Origin of the sequence: Micromonospora sp. NPDC000442 (assembly GCF_042898635.1) — a bacterium.
In the GTDB taxonomy this organism is placed as follows: domain Bacteria; phylum Actinomycetota; class Actinomycetes; order Mycobacteriales; family Micromonosporaceae; genus Micromonospora.
Genome location: NZ_JBIAYZ010000019.1, coordinates 1 through 16,521 on the forward strand (window position 1 = coordinate 1; position 16,521 = coordinate 16,521).

Annotated in this window: 19 protein-coding genes; 14 read left to right on the plus strand and 5 right to left on the minus strand. The window is 71.0% G+C overall.

The window, feature by feature from the left end; translation table 11 throughout:
* The first annotated feature begins 382 nt into the window (after window positions 1-382).
* The 7 genes from ACFY2A_RS24525 to ACFY2A_RS24555 all read left to right on the plus strand — a co-directional run bounded on the left by ACFY2A_RS24525 (window position 383) and on the right by ACFY2A_RS24555 (window position 7,002).
* Window positions 383-1,294, plus strand: a complete 912-nt coding sequence (locus ACFY2A_RS24525; RefSeq protein WP_363925714.1) for a ribokinase — start codon at window positions 383-385, stop codon at window positions 1,292-1,294.
* A 5-nt stretch (window positions 1,295-1,299) separates the two neighbouring features.
* On the plus strand, window positions 1,300-2,325 hold the full coding sequence (locus ACFY2A_RS24530; RefSeq protein WP_387174897.1) for an ABC transporter permease: 1,026 nt from the start codon (window positions 1,300-1,302) through the stop codon (window positions 2,323-2,325).
* 67 nt (window positions 2,326-2,392) lie between these two features.
* Window positions 2,393-3,412, plus strand: a complete 1,020-nt coding sequence (locus ACFY2A_RS24535; RefSeq protein WP_387174900.1) for a substrate-binding domain-containing protein — start codon at window positions 2,393-2,395, stop codon at window positions 3,410-3,412.
* 3 nt (window positions 3,413-3,415) lie between these two features.
* Window positions 3,416-4,960 carry a sugar ABC transporter ATP-binding protein gene (locus ACFY2A_RS24540; protein ID WP_387174902.1) on the plus strand — a complete coding sequence of 515 codons (1,545 nt, stop codon included), beginning with the start codon at window positions 3,416-3,418 and terminating at the stop codon, window positions 4,958-4,960.
* Complete coding sequence (rbsD, locus tag ACFY2A_RS24545; RefSeq protein WP_387174904.1) at window positions 4,957-5,412, plus strand: D-ribose pyranase; 456 nt, start codon at window positions 4,957-4,959, stop codon at window positions 5,410-5,412. Before ACFY2A_RS24540 ends, rbsD begins: the two co-directional genes overlap by 4 nt.
* A gap of 40 nt (window positions 5,413-5,452) precedes the next feature.
* On the plus strand, window positions 5,453-6,157 hold the full coding sequence (gene deoC / locus ACFY2A_RS24550; protein ID WP_363925709.1) for a deoxyribose-phosphate aldolase: 705 nt from the start codon (window positions 5,453-5,455) through the stop codon (window positions 6,155-6,157).
* Between the two features lie 77 nt (window positions 6,158-6,234).
* Complete coding sequence (locus tag ACFY2A_RS24555; RefSeq protein ID WP_363925708.1) at window positions 6,235-7,002, plus strand: GntR family transcriptional regulator; 768 nt, start codon at window positions 6,235-6,237, stop codon at window positions 7,000-7,002.
* A gap of 17 nt (window positions 7,003-7,019) precedes the next feature.
* On the opposite strand, the gene dusB is transcribed toward ACFY2A_RS24555, so the two are convergent.
* From dusB to ACFY2A_RS24580, 5 genes are all read right to left on the minus strand, one after another.
* Entirely contained in the window at window positions 7,020-8,198 is a 1,179-nt protein-coding gene (dusB, locus tag ACFY2A_RS24560) for a tRNA dihydrouridine synthase DusB (RefSeq protein ID WP_387174907.1), read from the minus strand.
* Window positions 8,199-8,222: 24 nt separating this feature from the next.
* A complete protein-coding gene (locus ACFY2A_RS24565) occupies window positions 8,223-9,074 on the minus strand; it encodes a hypothetical protein (protein WP_387174909.1) in 852 nt (283 codons plus the stop codon).
* A 136-nt stretch (window positions 9,075-9,210) separates the two neighbouring features.
* Entirely contained in the window at window positions 9,211-10,590 is a 1,380-nt protein-coding gene (locus ACFY2A_RS24570; RefSeq protein ID WP_387174911.1) for a glycine--tRNA ligase, read from the minus strand.
* 111 nt (window positions 10,591-10,701) lie between these two features.
* Window positions 10,702-11,214, minus strand: coding sequence for a hypothetical protein (locus ACFY2A_RS24575; RefSeq protein ID WP_387175032.1), 513 nt, complete (start codon window positions 11,212-11,214; stop codon window positions 10,702-10,704).
* Window positions 11,215-11,602: 388 nt separating this feature from the next.
* Window positions 11,603-11,944 carry an antibiotic biosynthesis monooxygenase gene (locus ACFY2A_RS24580; RefSeq protein WP_363925704.1) on the minus strand — a complete coding sequence of 114 codons (342 nt, stop codon included), beginning with the start codon at window positions 11,942-11,944 and terminating at the stop codon, window positions 11,603-11,605.
* A gap of 29 nt (window positions 11,945-11,973) precedes the next feature.
* Here ACFY2A_RS24580 and ACFY2A_RS24585 point away from each other — a divergent pair, with 29 nt between their 5' ends.
* From ACFY2A_RS24585 to ACFY2A_RS24615, 7 genes are all read left to right on the plus strand, one after another.
* On the plus strand, window positions 11,974-12,231 hold the full coding sequence (locus ACFY2A_RS24585) for a hypothetical protein (RefSeq protein WP_387174913.1): 258 nt from the start codon (window positions 11,974-11,976) through the stop codon (window positions 12,229-12,231).
* Between the two features lie 54 nt (window positions 12,232-12,285).
* Entirely contained in the window at window positions 12,286-13,263 is a 978-nt protein-coding gene (locus tag ACFY2A_RS24590) for a metal ABC transporter substrate-binding protein (protein ID WP_387174916.1), read from the plus strand.
* A complete protein-coding gene (locus ACFY2A_RS24595) occupies window positions 13,260-14,024 on the plus strand; it encodes a metal ABC transporter ATP-binding protein (RefSeq protein ID WP_387174918.1) in 765 nt (254 codons plus the stop codon). Before ACFY2A_RS24590 ends, ACFY2A_RS24595 begins: the two co-directional genes overlap by 4 nt.
* Window positions 14,021-14,890, plus strand: a complete 870-nt coding sequence (locus ACFY2A_RS24600) for a metal ABC transporter permease (protein ID WP_363925699.1) — start codon at window positions 14,021-14,023, stop codon at window positions 14,888-14,890. Before ACFY2A_RS24595 ends, ACFY2A_RS24600 begins: the two co-directional genes overlap by 4 nt.
* A 37-nt stretch (window positions 14,891-14,927) precedes the next feature.
* Entirely contained in the window at window positions 14,928-15,227 is a 300-nt protein-coding gene (locus ACFY2A_RS24605) for a helix-turn-helix transcriptional regulator (protein WP_093407467.1), read from the plus strand.
* 67 nt (window positions 15,228-15,294) lie between these two features.
* Entirely contained in the window at window positions 15,295-15,693 is a 399-nt protein-coding gene (locus tag ACFY2A_RS24610) for a transcriptional repressor (protein ID WP_363925698.1), read from the plus strand.
* Between the two features lie 165 nt (window positions 15,694-15,858).
* Entirely contained in the window at window positions 15,859-16,470 is a 612-nt protein-coding gene (locus ACFY2A_RS24615; RefSeq protein WP_387174921.1) for a hypothetical protein, read from the plus strand.
* The last annotated feature ends 51 nt before the right edge of the window (window positions 16,471-16,521 follow it).

The window sequence follows — 16,521 nt, forward strand, 5'->3', positions numbered from 1 at the left end:
TTTTAGAAACCACCCCGCCCCCTTGTGTACCCCCCCCGGGGCACACCCCCCACCCCCCCCACCCCCCCCACCCCCCCCCCGGCCCCCCCCCGCCCGGGGGGGGCCCCTTCGTCGTCCCCACCCCCACCCCCGGTTCCCGCCACCGCACAGGACCGCACCGCACCGCACCGAGGACCGGACGAACCGACAGCGCACCAGTCGTCGGCCGGTCCCGCCGCAGCCCGGTGATGATCGGCAGGACAGGGCCTAGGTGCAGGTCAGGCGAGGGTCAGGGTTTCGAATCCGTTACCTGGGAGCGCCACGCAGGTGTTGACACCTACTGGCGACCCGACGTAGCGTCGCCCGAAAGTTGTACATGGTTGTCCATAGACAAGAGGCAGGCATGAAGATTGCGGTGATTGGCAGCTACGGCGCCGGGCTTACCATGCGGGTGCCGCGGGCACCAGTCGCTGGCGAGACCCTCTCCGGCGGCCGATTCGCCTCCGGACACGGCGGCAAGGGATCGAATCAGGCCGTGGCCGCAGCGCGCCTCGGCGCCGAGGTCAGCTTCCTGACCGCGATCGGTCGGGACCAGTTCGGTGACGCGGCTCGCCGCCTGTGGGACGACGAGGGGGTGGACGCCAGCGCAGTCCGCACCACCGACGCCGCCACCATGGTCGGCTTCATCCTCGTGGACGACGAGGGCGAGAACCGGATCACCATCGCGCCGGGTGCCCTCGACGAGCTCACCCCGGCCGACGTCGACCGGTTCGCCTACCGCATCGCCGAGGCCGACCTGGTCGTCGTCAGCCTGGAGATCCCGCTGCCGATCGCGCTAGCCGCGCTGCGTACTGCCCGGGCGCACGGGGTCCGCACGCTGCTCAACCCGGCCCCGGCCGTGGCTCTGCCCGATGAGGCGTGGGAGTGGATCGACGTGCTCACCCCCAATGCCAGCGAGGCACGGGTGCTCACCGGCCTGGACCCGACCGAGGTCGCCAGCGCCGAAGACATCGTGCAGCTGTTGCGGACCCGCTACTGCGGCGTCGTCGTACTGACCCTCGGTGCCGACGGCGCCCTCGTGGACTCCGGCGGGCACCAGACCCGGGTCGCGCCGGTCGCCGCACCACGGGTCGTCGACACCACAGGTGCGGGCGACGCCTTCACCGCAGCACTCGCTGTCGCCCTGACCCGGGGTGACGACCTCATCGAGGCGGTCCGGTACGCCGCCGCGGCCGGCGCCCATGCCGTCGGAGTCGCCGAGGTCATACCCGCCCTTCCCGGCCCGGACGATGTCGCGGCCCTGTTGAGGAGATGAGAGAGATGGCCCAGATGACCGCGCAGGCGGCACCGCCGGAGGTGTCCGTCGCCCCCCACCGCCCTTCGCCGCTACAACGTTTCCTGCACGCCCGCGAGGCGAGTACCTTCCTCGCTCTGATCGTGCTGTTCGCGTTGGGCAGCACGCTCGCCCCGGGCTTCCTCGGCACCGACAACTTCCTCACCGTCGGACAGCAGATCGCCCAGATCGGCATCATGGCGATCGGGGTCACCTTCGTCATCATCAACGCGGAGATCGACCTCTCCGTCGGCTCGATCTACGGGCTCGGCGCCGTCGTCACCGGCCTGCTGATGACCTCGGACATCGCCTGGCCCCTCGCCGCCCTCGGCGGGGTGGCCGCCGGTGCGGTCGCCGGCATGCTCAACGGCCTGATGACCGTGGGCTTCGGGATCCCGTCCTTCATCGTCACCCTCGGCACTCTGAGCGTGTACCGGGGCGTCACCCTGCTGCTCAGCGGCGGCTCGCCGATCTCACTGTCCAGCAGCGACCCGAACGTGGCAGAGTTCAACCTGCTCGGGCAGGGTGAGCTGTTCGGCCTCCTCCCCATGCAGCTGGTCATCTTCGCGCTGGTCGCCGTGCTCGGCGCGATCGTGCTGTCCCGCTCCCGGTACGGCTTCAACACGTACGCGGTCGGTGGCAGCGCCGAAGCCGCCCGGCTCTGCGGTATCAACACCGGCCGCGTGAAGATCGTCGCCTTCACCATCTCGGGCACCCTCGCCGGCCTCGCTGGCGTGCTCGGCCTGTCCTTCCTGTCCTACGTGCAGGGCGTCACCGGTACCGGGATGGAACTCGTGGCCATCTCCGCAGTGATCATCGGTGGCGCGGCGTTGTTCGGTGGTTCCGGCACGATGCTCGGCACCGTCATCGGCGTGGCGTTCATCGGCGTCCTGCAGAACATCCTCAACCTGCGCGGCATCTCCTCGTTCTGGCAGACCGTCGCGACCGGCGCGGTGATCATCCTCGCCGTGGCGGCCGACACCTGGCTGCGCAAACGCTCCGGGCGGCGCTGACCCGGCGTCCGCTCGGCAGTCGGGTGCGCAACGCACCATCCCATCTCACCCCAAAGGAGCCACCCCGATGAGACTCACCCTTGCCCGCCGGGCCGCGGTCGCCGCGACCCTCGGCCTGACCCTCGTGGCGAGCGCGGCCTGCGGCGCGGTCACCTCCGCCAACGACGACTCCGCCGACAGCGGCGGGTTCCAGCTCGCCGACTACATCTCCGAGGCTGTCGAGCAGGGCGACCAGCTCAAGATCCGGCTCAGCTACCACGACCCGTCCCTGGCCTTCGCCGTGCCGATCCGGGAGGGCATGGAACGCGCCGCCAAGGAGTTGGGCGTCGACGCGCAGATGATCGGACCCACCGGTGGCAGCGCCGCCGACCAGGTCGCCGAACTGCAAACTCTGATCAACCAGAAGCAGATCCACGGTCTGGCGGTCTCGTCGGCCAGCAACGATGCGCTGAAGCCGGTCATCGCCCAGGCGTACGACGCGGGAATCCCGATCATCTCGTTCAACACGAACAACCCGGAGTCCAAGCAGATGGGCTTCGTCGGCCAGGATCTGGTCGCCTCCGGTGAGTCCCTGGCCAAGGAACTGCTCGGCGTGCTCGACGGCGAGACGGGCAAGGTCGTGGTGGTCTCCGTCGACTCCGGCGCGGGTTGGTCCAACGACCGCTTCTCCGGCTTCGAGTCGGGCCTGAAGGACTCCGGCATCGAGATCGTCGGCCCGGTGAACACCGGTAACGAACCGAGCGCGGCGTACAACACGATCGAGTCGACGATGGCCGCCCAGAAGGACGCCATCGCGCTGGTCTCCCTCGACTGCTGCAGCTTCACCGCCGGTGCCAAGTGGCTCGAGCAGTCCGGCAACGCGGAGAAGATCCACGCTGTCGGCTTCGACGTGCAGCCCCAGACCGTGGAGTACCTCAAGGCCGGCGTGGTCGACCTGACCATCAGCCAGGGCCCGGCCGAGCAGGGCTACCAAGCCGTCAAGCTGCTCGCCGACCACCTCAAGAACGGCACCGAGATCACCGACGTGGACACCGGCGCGCTCGTGGTCACTCCCGAGAACGTGGCCTCGGTGCCGGTGGAGGGCTGACCCATGACCAGCCCGGCCACGATCGCCGCCCCGCCGACCCCCGCCGTCGAGGTGACCGGCCTGTCACGGCACTTCGGTCCCGTCCACGCTCTCCAGGATGTCTCCCTGAGCGTGCCGGCCGGCAGCCTCACCGCCGTCATGGGCGAGAACGGTGCCGGCAAGTCGACGCTGATGAAGATCCTGGCCGGGCTGGACAGCCCCACCGCCGGCACGGTACGGGTCGGCGGCGACGAAGTCCGCCGGTTCGATCCGGCCACCCTGCTGAGCCGGCACCGGGTGGCCCTGGTGCCGCAGGAACTCGCCCTCGCCCCGGACCGCACGGTCGCCGAGAACATCATGCTCGGCGTCGAGCCCGGCTCCCGAGCCTTCCCGGATCCCCGCCGAATGGACGAGCAGGCCGCCGCCCTGCTGGCACGTCTGGGCGTACAGGTGGATCCCCGCCGCACGGTGGGTCGGCTGGACGCCGCCACCCAGCAGCTCGTGGTCGTCGCCCGCTCGCTCGCCCGGCAGGCACGGCTGGTCATCCTCGACGAGCCGACCTCGATCCTCTCTCCCGCCGAGTCCGAGCGGCTGTTCGAGGTGATCGCTTCGCTGCGGGCCGACGGCGTGACGATGCTCTACGTCTCGCATCGGATGCCCGAGGTGTTCGCCCTGTCGCAGCACATCCACGTGCTGCGCGACGGGCGGCACGTGGCGCAGTGGCCCACTGCCGAGGTCACCCCGGATCAGGTGGTGGCGGCGATGGTGGGCCGGGAACTGGCCGGAGAGTTCGGCCGACACGAGCCAGCCGTGCCCGCCACCGCAGCCACCCCACGGTTGCGCCTGCGCGGCGTCTCCGGCGCGGGCTACACCGCGGTCGACCTTGACCTCGCGCCCGGCGAGGTGGTGGGCGTGGCGGGGCTGCCCGACAGCGGCCGGATCGAGTTGCTGCGGGGGATCTTCGGCGCCGACCCCGTCGACGACGGCGAACTGGCGCTGGACGGGAAGCCCTTCGTCGCCCGGTCGCCTCGCGACGCCATCGACGCTCAGGTGGCGTACCTGCCCGGCGAGCGGCGCCAGCAGGGGATCCTGCCGACGATGAGCGTGGCCGACAACGTCAACGCCCTGACGTTGCGCCGCCGCCAGTGGTTCGGTCTACTGCGGCGGCGGGCCCTGCGTGGCGACGCCCAGGCGCGTTCCCGCGAGCTGCGAGTCAAGACCGCGACGGTCACCCAGGGCATCACTCAGCTCTCCGGCGGCAACCAGCAGAAGGCCCTGCTGGCCCGCTGGTTGTCGATCGATCCCCGCCTGATGCTGCTGGACGAGCCCACCCGGGGCGTCGACGTCGGGGCGAAGGCAGAGATCTACCGGCTCTTCCGGACGCTGACCGAGGACGGGGTCGCCATCCTCGTCTCGTCGTCCGACCTGCCCGAACTGCTGACCGTCAGCGACCGGATCGCCGTCATGGCCGCCGGACGCGTGGTCGGCGTCATTCCCGCCGCCGAAGCCACCGAGGAGAAGGTCATGGCGCTGGCCACCGGCGCGCACACCATGAAGGAGACGACATGAAACGTACGGGCGTACTCAACGCCGAACTGTCCGGGGTGCTGGCCACTCTCGGCCACACCGACCTGCTGCTGGTGGTCGACGCCGGCTTCCCCATCCCGCGTACGGCCCACCGCGTCGACCTGGCCATCGCCGAGGACCTGCCTTCGCTCACCACCGTGCTCGACCTGGTCGCCGACGAGATCATCGTGGAGGACGTGGTCGTCGCCGAGGACGTCACCACCCACAACAATCCGCTCGCGGACTGGCTGGGGCAGCGCTTCCCGGGCGTGCCGCTGAGCACCCGTCAGCATGCCGAGATGCTCGGTGAGCTGGCCGGACAGGCCAAGGCGATCGTCCGTACCGGAGCCTTCAACCCGTGGGGAAACGTCGGCCTGATCTGTGGCGTGGACGTTCCGCGCTGGTTCGACGAGCCCGGAGTCATCGTGCCCGACTACTACCGGGACCGGATGTAGCGGCGCGCCCTGCGCCACGAGTACCACATTGGAGAAGAACGTGAGCACTGCCATCCTGGCCGACACCGTCGCCCCCGCCGCGTTGGCCCCGTACATCCAGCACACTCTCATCGAGGTCGGCGTCACCCGCGACCGGATCGTGGCCCACGCGGAGGAGGCCGCCCGGTACGGCTTCAACGCCGCGATGGTCCCCGGCTCGTGGGTACCGGAGGTCGCCGAGGTGCTACGCGGCACCGGCATCGAGGTCGCCTCAGCCCTGGACTTTCCCTCTGTCGGGGTGACCACCAGCGCCGGCAAGGCCGCCGAGGCGGAGAGCCTGGTACGGTCCGGTGCCACCCAGATCGACATCGGGGTGCAGATCGGCTGGCTCAAGAGCGGGCGGTACGACGCGTTCCGCGACGACATCGCGGGCGTGGTCCGCGCCGCGGGTGTGCCGATCAAGGTGATGCTCGAACTGCCGTTGCTCACCCCGGCCGAACGGGACATCGCCGTGGACCTGGCCGTGGAGGCCGGTGCGGCCGTACTCAAGAACGCCAGCAGCGGTGCCGTGGAGGTGGCCAACCCGGACAGCATTGCCTACCTGGTGGCGCGGGCGCCGCAGGGCGTGACGGTCAAGGCGTCCGGATCCATCAAGTCGTTCGATCAGGCGGTCGCGCTGCTGCGGGCGGGTGCGGTGCTGCTCGGCACCAGCGCCGGGGTGGCTATCGTCACCGACGCGACCGACGATCAGACGACAAGCTACTGAGCCGCCGCCGCCCCTCGGCCCGAGCGACCGCACCACGGTCGGCGTCGAGGGGCGACGGCCCCAGGGTGGAAGGTGACATGTCCGACCAGTTGCATGCGGCCGGGGCGTCCGAGCAGCTCGACCGGGACGCGCCGGTGCCCCTGCACGCCCAGGTGTCGGAGCAGATCCGAGCCCGGATCCTGTCCGCCGAGTGGCCGCCGCACTACCGGCTACGCAGCGAACCGGAGCTGGCGACCGAACTCGGCATCTCCCGTGGCACCCTACGTCGAGCGCTGTCCACGCTGATCCGCGACGGCCTGCTGGTGCAGGTACGCGGTCGCGGCACCTTCGTCACCTCCACCGCGATCGAACCGTCGATCGCCCAGAAGCTGACCACCCTGTCCGAGGACTTCGCCCGGCAGGGAGTCGCCGTCACCACGCAGGTGATCTCCGGGGAGGTCATGCCCGCGCCGTCGCCGGTGGCGGCCCTGCTCGACCTTCGACCAGGTCAGTCGGTGCTTCGGTTGGAACGGCTGAGGTCCATCACCGCAGGCCCGGTCGCCTGGTTGGTCAACTACGTACGCGTGGACCTGGCGCCCGGTCTGGAGCACGCCGACCTGGCTGATCGCTCCCTGTTCGGGCTGCTGGAGAACGACTACGGGCTCAAGATCAGCACCGGCCGGCGTACCTTCACCGCGACGGCGGCCTCCGGTCGGACCGCGGCGGCGCTGGAGGTGCCGGAGAACTTTCCGCTGCTCTACCTCGAACAGATCACCTATCTCGATGACGGCCGGCCGATCGAGTACTCAGACGTGTGGATCCACAGCGAGCGGATGCGCGTCACGTCGCTGCTGTCCCGCCGCTGACCGGCCGGGTGGGCGGATCAGCCGCCGGAGTCGTCCAGCTCGGCGCCCTCGGGAACGGTGTCGTCGTCGCGGCTGGCCAGCCAACCGTCGGGCAGGAAGACCTTGCCCGGTGAGTTGGTGCGCCCGCGTGGCTGGCCCAGCGTCTCCACCGGGAACGGCGCCGCCGGGTCGAGCTTGCCGAGCAGGTCGTCCAACTGGGCCAGGCTGTCGATCATCGCCAGCGAACGGCGCAGCTCGCTGCCGACCGGGAAGCCCTTGAGGTACCAGGCGACGTGCTTGCGGAAGTCGGTGCAGCCGTCCCGTTCACCACGAGCCGGGTTGCGGGCACCGACGGTGAACTGCTCGACCAGCAGCTCGGCGTGCCGGCGCATGGTCACCGCCACCTCGCCGAGGGTGGGCAGCCGACGCTGCGGCGAGCCGTCGAACGCGGCCTCCAGGTCGGCGAAGAGCCACGGCCGGCCCAGGCACCCACGGCCGATGACCACGCCGTCGACCCCGGTGTGCGCCACCATCCGCAGCGCGTCGTCGGCCTCCCAGATGTCGCCGTTGCCGAGCACCGGCACGTCGAGCGCCTGCTTGAGGGCGGCGATGGCGTCCCAGTCCGCCGTGCCCGAGTACCGCTGGGCGGCCGTACGCCCGTGCAGGGCGACCGCGGCGACGCCGGCCTCCTGGGCGGCGAGCCCCGCTTCGACGTACGTCAGGTGGTCGTCGTCGATGCCCTTGCGCATCTTGACCGTGACCGGCACCCCGGCGGGTGACGCGGCGTCCACCGCGGCCCGCACCAGGCGGGCGAAGAGCCGCCGCCGCCAGGGCAGCGCCGCGCCGCCACCGCGCCGGGTCACCTTCGGCACCGGGCAGCCGAAGTTGAGGTCGATGTGATCGGCGAGGTCCCGTTCGACCACGATCCGCACGGCGGCGGCGGTGGTCTCCGGGTCGGTCCCGTAGAGCTGGAGACTGCGCGGGCGCTCGTCCGCCCCGAACGCGATCATCCGCAGCGTCTTCGGGTTCCGCTCGACCAGCGCCACCGTCGTGATCATCTCGCAGACGTAGATGCCACCGCCCTGCTCCCGGCAGAGCTGCCGAAAGCCGACGTTGGTGATGCCGGCCATCGGCGCGAGCACCACCGGCGGCCACACCTGGTGCGGTCCGATGCTCAGCGACGGCCGGTCGGCGGCGGGACGGAGGGCGGTTTCCACCGGTCAAGGGTACGGCGGCCGCCGTCAGCGGCGCCGCCACGGCCACCAGTTGCGCCCGCCGCCTGAAGCGGACGCCTGCCGGACCAGGACCTCCGTCGCTCGCAGCTTCTGCCGGATCTCCGCCCCGGCCACGTCCAGCAGATCGGTCAGCAGGATGCCCTGCTTGATCACCAAGCGGGCACGCTCGACGTCGCCGGTCGCCACCAACGCCGGCGCGTAGATCGAGTAGGTGTTGGCCAGCTCCCACACCGTGATCGGCTGATGTGGGTCGAGCGCCTTCAGCCGCAGCTCCGTCGCCCGGGAGCCGGCCAGCGCCGCTTCCTGAGCATCGGATGCCGCGCCCTGCTGCTGGTGGCGGTGCAGCAGAGCGTTCGCATAGTTGTGGTAGGCGGTGGCCATCGCCGCACCGGTGCGCGGCCCCGCGCCAGGCGGCGGGCCGGCGGTGTGCAGTCCGACGCCGAGCGCCTTGTCCAGCAACTCCAGCCGAACCCCGGGGCTGCCGGCCACGAACGCCGACTCACCGCAGTCCACCATCGCGGTGATCAACTCGCCCAGCGCCTCGTCCCGGCGCGGCTGGGTCGGATCCGGATGCTCCGCCGCCACCGCCTGATGGATCTCCGCGAACAGCGTGACGGCCTCGTGGCCCGACTCCTTCGCCCGGTCGTGGCGGCCCATGCCGGCCAACACCATGCTGTGCCGCCACAGGGCCCGAGCCAGCTGACGTTGATCGTGCCGGTCGACCTGGCCACCCGCGACGGCCTGCCGGTACGCCTCGACTACCTGAACCCAGAGCGCGTCCGCCTGCGTCCACTGCGCTGGCCGGGTGGAGTACTCCCGCGCCCGCTCGAAGAACTCCTCGCGTGCTTCCGGCTCCACGTCGTTGGCCCTTCGTCGTCTCGGTGCGGATACGCCCGCCTTGGAGACATCATTGGCCATGGATGCCAGTCGGCTCGACCGTCGCACCCGGCCCGGGCTGCCGGGTTGGACCGGCGCGCCCGGGCGGAGGCGGGAATCAGCAGCCGGGGAGGTGGTCGATCAGGTAGCGCTCGACCTGGTCCAGGCCGATCCGTTCCTGGGTCATGGTGTCCCGGTTCCGCACGGTCACCGCGTTGTCGTCAAGCGTGTCGAAGTCGACGGTGACGCAGAACGGGGTGCCGATCTCGTCCTGCCGGCGGTAGCGACGACCGATGGCCTGCGAGTCGTCGAACTCGACCACCCAGCGCTTGCGCAGGTCGGCGGCGAGCTGCTTCGCCTTCGGTGAGAGCGCCTCGTTACGCGACAACGGCAGCACCGCCACCTTGACCGGGGCCAGTCGCGGGTCGAAGCGCATCACGGTGCGCTTGTCGACACCGCCCTTGGTGTTCGGCGCCTCGTCCTCGTCGTACGCCTCCAGCAGGAAGGCCAGCACCGCGCGGGTGAGGCCGGCGGCCGGCTCGATCACGTACGGGATCCACCGCTCCTGCTTGGTCTGGTCGAAGTACGACAGGTCGACGCCGGAGTGCTTGCTGTGCGTGGACAGGTCGAAGTCGGTGCGGTTGGCGATGCCCTCCAACTCGGCGAACTCGGTGCCACCGAACTGGAACCGGTACTCGATGTCGACGGTGCGCTTCGAGTAGTGGGAGAGCTTCTCCTTGGGGTGCTCGTAGAAGCGCAGGTTGTCCTCCGACAGACCGAGGTCGAGGTACCAGTTCCAGCGCTCGGCGAGCCAGTACTCGTGCCACTGCTCGTCGGTGCCCGGCTCGACGAAGAACTCCATCTCCATCTGCTCGAACTCCCGGGTACGGAAGATGAAGTTGCCCGGGGTGATCTCGTTGCGGAACGATTTGCCGGTCTGCGCGATGCCGAACGGCGGCTTCTTGCGGGCGACCGTCTCCACGTTGCGGTAGTTGACGAAGATGCCCTGGGCCGTCTCCGGCCGCAGGTAGTGCATACCCTCGTCGCTCTCCACCGGGCCGAGGTAGGTCTTCATCAGACCGTTGAACATCCGCGGCTCGGTGAAGGTGCCCTTGTTACCGCAGTTGGGGCAGTTCAGCTCGGCCAGCGAGGTCGGCGGGCGGCCGTGCTTGGCCTCGTACGCCTCCTCAAGATGGTCGGCGCGGAACCGCTTGTGGCAGGACTGGCACTCGGTCAGCGGGTCGACGAACGCCTCCAGGTGCCCCGAGGCGGCCCACACGTCCCGCGCGAGGATCACCGCGGAGTCCAGCCCCACCACGTCGTCGCGCTGCTGGACCATGGTCTTCCACCACTGCCGGCGGACGTTCTCCTTGAGTTCCACGCCGAGCGGGCCGTAGTCCCACGCCGACCGGGTGCCCCCGTAGATCTCGCTGGAGGGGAAGACGAAGCCCCGGCGCTTGGCGAGGCTGACGACGGCGTCGATACGGTCGGCTGGCATTTTTCCTCCTACGCCGACTGGCGGTCGGCGGGGACGTGACGGGCGGCGGGACGGTTCGGGACCACGGTACGACCGGTGCGTTCCCGAACCCAGCACATTACCTGCGGCCGGTCAGTTGACTCCGCACACCTCCATGCCACCGGTCTGCGGATCCTGCGCGAGCACGACCTGCTGGCGTTCCTGGCCGCCGCCGCGGTAGGTCACCTCCACCGGCACGGTGAGCGTGGTGGTGTCCACGTCGCCGACCCGGTAGGAGGAGATCTGCGGCTCAGCGGCGGAGCGGCGCTCGAACTCCTGCCGGGACTCGCGCCGCCGGGCGTCCTCACAGAGCTGGTCGTACGCCTGGCCGTAGTCACCGTTGGAGAGCGCCCGGTAGTAGTCGCCGGAGACCGTTCGGCCCTGCTCCTCGATCGCCTGCACCCCGCTGACCAGCAGGCCGACCACCGCCGTGCCGCCACCACCGCAACAGAGCAGCAGGGCCAGCGCCCCCGCGCCGAGACCGAGCCAGAGCCGGGACCGACGTCCCTCGGTCGGCGGCGCCGCGAACGGCGGCGCCACTCCCGGCCCGGGCGGCGGCACCGGTGCGCCCGAGTCCGGGCCCGGCGGCGTCGGTACGGGCGGCAGCTGGCCCCCGGCCGGCGCGCCGGGCGGGAACTGGCCCCCGGTCGGCGAGGTGGGCTGGAACTGCCCCACCGACGGCGAGCCGGGCGGCTGGTGGCCTGCCGGCGAGGCGTCAGCACCGGACGACGGGCCCTCGGTGTTGGCGGGCGACACCGCGGCGCCGGACGACGGCCCAGGGTTGGCCGGCGAGGTTGGGTCGATGGACGGTGATCCGGCGGAGCCGAAGGCGGGCGTCGGGCCGGTGCCGTCGTCGAGTGACGGTCCGGATGCGGCCGGCGGCGCGCCGCTTTCGCCGGGGACCTGGGGTCCCTGCTGGCCGGGCAGCGATGGGTCTGGTGGTGGGGCTGCCGGTCCGGGAGCGGTCATAGGAGCCAGCGTAGTGCCCGGCCACTCAGCGGTAAGGACCCGCAGCCCGGTCGCTGGCGGCCGTGACCACGTCCCCGCCCGGGGCGGCGGTCGCCAACGGCTCGTACGCGGACGGCTCGTCGACACTCTCGGCGAGCAGTGGCACCGCCGTGATCTTCACGTCGAACCCGCCGAGGGCGCGGCGGTAGGTGCCCACCGACTCCCACTCGGTGACCAGGCACCAGTGGCGAGGGTCGTCAAGCGCCCGGACCAGCTGTCCGCGCTGGTAGCCGGGCCGGGCGGCGAGCGCGGCGAGGGCGGCATGGGCCCGGGCGGTGAACGCTTCCGCGACGTCCTCGTCGACCACGAACCGGTTGGTCACCAGCACCGGATTCTCCTCCTCGTAAAGTCTGTGGGATGCAGCGTACGCAGCCTGGAATCGCCGGCCGACTGGCCCGGACAAACCCCACGACGGTGTTCCTGGTCACCCTCCTCCTCGCCCTGGTCGCGTTCTTCACTCCGGGTGTGATCGGCGGGCTGTTGACGCTGCTGCTGGCCGGCGCGCTGACGGCCCTGCTGGTGACCACCTGGTCGGTGCAGACGCCGCAGACCAGGGCGATCCGGCTGATCATGCTGACCCTGCTGGTCACGGCCAGTCTGGTGAAGCTGCTCTGACATGCAATCATGCGTTTTTGACAATCATTGTCGTTGTCGCGGACAGTCGATGACATGACCTTCCGCACCGCCCCGCGCGCCCTGGCCACCGCCACGGCCGCCCTGCTCGCCCTGACCGGCGTCACCGCCTGTTCGAACGACGACAGCCCGGCCGGCGCCGACCCGCAGCGGGTCGACGTGGTGGCCGGTTTCTACCCGTTGCAGTTCCTCGCCGAGCGGGTCGGCGGCGACGCCGTGGCCGTGACCAACCTGGCCCGCCCCGGTGCCGAGCCGCACGACCTGGAGCTGAACCCGGGTCAGGTGGGCCAGATCAGCGAGGCGGAGCTGGTCCTGTTCCTGCACGGCTTCCAACCCGCCGTGGACGAGGCGGTCGAACAGCAAGCCGGTGACCGCGCCTTCGACGTGGCGACCGTGGAACCGCTGCTGGACGCCACCGCCGGTGGCCACGACCACGACCACGAAGGCGAGGAGGAGCACGCCGAGGAGGAGCACGCGGAGGAGGCGTCCGACGGCGGCAAGGACCCGCACGTCTGGCTCGACCCGACCCGGCTGGCCACCATCGGCGACAAGCTCGCCGAACGGCTCGGCGCGGTCGACCCGGACCGGGCCGGCGAGTACACCCAGCGGGCCGCCACCCTGCGCACCGAACTGGAGCAGCTCGACACCGAATTCAACGAGGGGCTGAAGACCTGCCAGCGCCGGGAGATCGTGGTCAGCCACACCGCGTTCGGCTACCTGACGCAGAAGTACCAGCTGGAGCAGATCGGCATCAGCGGGCTCACCCCGGAGGACGAGCCCTCTCCGCAGCGGCTGGCGGCGGTGGCCGAGGAGGCCCGGGAGCACCAGGCCACCACGATCTTCTTCGAGACGCTGGTCAGCCCGAAGGTGGCCGAGACCATCGCCCGTGAGGTCGGCGCCCAGACCGCGGTGCTGGATCCGATCGAGGGCCTGTCAGCCGAGGGCGGCGGGGACTACCTTTCGGTGATGCGTACCAACCTGAAGACCCTGAGGACGGCGTTGAGCTGCTCGTGACACCTGACGTCATCACCGTCACGCACGGGGTGGTCGGCTACGACGGCCGCCCCGTGCTTCGTGACGTCTCGCTTACCGTTACCGCCGGCGAGGTGGTCGCGATCCTCGGAGCCAACGGCTCCGGCAAGTCCACCCTGATCCGCGCCATTCTCGGGCTGGTCCCGCTGAGCGCGGGCACCGTGACCCTCTTCGGCCGACCGGTCCGCCGGTTCCGCCAGTGGCACCGCGTCGGGTACGTCCCCCAGCGCCTCGGCGCCGGCAGCGGCGTGCCGGCCACCGTCGCCGAGGTGGTCGCCGCCGGGCGGCTGGCCCGCCGGGGAATCCTGCGCCCACCCGGGCGCGCCGACCGGGAGGCCGTCGCCCAGGCGCTGCACGCCGTCGGCCTGGCCGACCGGGCGAAGGATCCGGTCAGCACCCTCTCCGGGGGGCAGCAGCAGCGCACGCTGATCGCCCGGGCCCTGGCCGGGCAGCCCGAGCTGCTGATCCTCGACGAGCCGACGGCCGGCGTGGACGCGGCCAGCCAGGAGGCGTTCGCCGGGGCGCTGCGCGACTTCACCGTCGGCGGAGGCACCGTACTGCTCGTCGCCCACGAACTGGGTCCGCTGCGCCCGGTGATCGGCCGGGCGATCGTCGTACACCAGGGGTTCGTGGCACACGACGGCGCCGTGCCGGAGCCGGCCGGGCACCACGCGGCACCGGACCACGACCACGTGCATCCGCACGGTCCCGAGGAGCCCGCCGGGCTGTGGAGCGCACCATGAGCCTCTTCCAGTACGAGTACATGCAGCTTGCGCTGGTCAGCGCTCTGATCATCGGGCTGACCGCGCCCGCGCTCGGCATCTATCTGGTGCAGCGGCGGCTGGCGCTGATCGGGGACGGCATCGGGCACGTCGCACTGACCGGGGTCGGTGCCGGCCTACTCTTCCAAACCTCCCCCGTGATCATGGCCGTGATCGCGGCCACCATCGGCGCGGTCGTCATCGAGCTGATCCGCGAACGCGGCCGTACCTCCGGCGACCTGGCCCTCGCGCTGCTCTTCTACGGCGGCATCGCCGGCGGGGTGGTGCTGGTCGGGCTCTCCGACAGCACCAGCTCCAATCTCAACGCGTACCTGTTCGGCGCGTTGAGCACGGCGTCCCGGGCGGATGTCGCCACCATCGCGGTGCTCGGTACGGCCGTGCTGATCGCGATGATCGGGCTGCGGCCGGCGCTGTTCGCCGTCTGTCACGACGAGGAGTACGCCCGGGTCTCCGGTCTGCCGGTACGCACACTCAACCTGCTGCTCGCGATCACCACAGCGATCACGGTGACGATCGCCATGCGCGCGGTCGGCGTACTGCTGATCAGCGCGCTGATGGTCGTCCCGGTGGCCACCGCGCAGCAGGTCACCCGGGGCTTCCGCAGCACGATGGCGGCAGCGATGGCGTTGGGCCTGTTCGCCGGCGGGGCGGGCATTTGGATGGCGGCGGTCGCCGACACCGCGCCCGGCGCCTCGGTGGTGGTGCTCGCGATCGCCTCGTTCGTGGTGGTCACCCTGCTGGCCGCCGCCTGGCGCCGGCTCCGGCGGGCCCGACCCCAGCCCGCACCGGCTCCGGAGCCCCACGAGGTGGTGCTCGGCGGGTCCTGATCACGAGCGACGCGCCGGTATTGGTTACCGTTGCAGGGTGACCAGCGGATCGGGCTATGACGCGTACGAGGGTGCCAGCGAGTTGCTGCGCGCCCTCTCGGCACCGATCCGGCTGGCCATCGTCAGCGAGCTGGCCGGTGGCGAGCGCTGCGTGCACGAGCTGGTGGACAAGCTCGGCGTGGCTCAGCCGCTGGTCTCCCAGCACCTGAGGGTGCTCCGTGGGGCGGGCGTGGTCCGGGGCTCCCGGCGGGGGCGGGAGATCGCGTACACCCTGGTCGACGAGCACGTCGCGCACATCGTGGCCGACGCGGTCAGCCACGCCGGGGAGGGATCATGAGCGAGCGAATCATCAGGCTCAGTGCGAACGTGCCTCATGACGGCACGCAGCGAAGCGGAGTGACGTCATGAGCGACAGTGGTACGGCCGTTCGCAACACCCGTCAGCGTTCGGCGGTAAGCGCGCTGCTCGCCGAGACGGAGGGCTTCCACAGCGCCCAGGAACTGCACGCGATGCTGCGCGATCGTGGCGAGCGGGTCGGGTTGACCACTGTCTACCGGACGTTGCAGGGGCTGGCCGACGCGGGTGAGATCGACGTGATGCGCCCACCGGGCGGCGAGCACCTGTACCGCCGGTGCAGCGAGGGGCATCACCACCACCTGGTCTGCCGGTCCTGCGGCCGTACGGTCGAGGTGGCCGGCCCGACTGTGGAAACCTGGGCCGACCGGGTCGCCGCCCAGCACGGCTTCACCGATGTCAGCCACACCCTGGAGATCTTCGGCACCTGCCCCACCTGCGCCCACTAACCCACCCCCACCCCACCCCACCCCATCGCCCGCCGATCTTGCACTTTTCGTCGGGACGAATGCCGCCAGAGCGGGCATACCGGCGACCACAAGTGCAAGATCGGCGAGGTTTGACGGGCCGCTGTCGGGGTGCCGGGTGGCGGGGTCCGTGGCAGGCTGTCCGGCGTGAAAATCTACGCTGATCGTTTCCCGACCGCGCTGCGACAGCTGCTCACCGACCTGCTCGTCATCGCCTGGGTGTACGCGACGATCCGAGGCGCACTGTGGCTGCACGACCTGGTGCAGAAGCTGGCCGTACCCGGGCAGAAGCTGGAGGGCGCGGGCGGCGGACTTGCCGACAACCTCGCCGAGGCCGGCGGCAAGGTCGGCCGGGTGCCGTTGGTCGGCGACGAGCTGACCGCACCCTTCGAGCGGGCGGCCGGTGCCGCCCGCTCGCTGGCCGAGGCCGGCCGCGACCAGCAGGAGTTGGTCGACCAGTTGGCGCTGGCACTGGCCGTGGGGCTGCTGATCGTGCCGCTCGGACTGGTGGTGTTCGGCTGGTTGCCGCTGCGGGTGCGCTGGATGCGCCGGGCCGGCTCGGCCGCGACGCTGGCCGCCGCGCCCGCCGGCCGGGATCTGCTGGCCCTGCGCGCCCTGGCCGGCCAGCCGCTGCGCAAGCTCACCCGGATCGCCCCCGACGTCGCCGAGGCCTGGCGCCGTGGCGACGACGCGACGGTCAACGCCCTGGCCGCCCTCGAACTCCGCCGCCTAGGCCTCCGCGACCCCCAAGCCCTCTGACACACCCCCCACCCCCACCCCCACCCCAGCCGTCGATCATGAAGTTGTTGT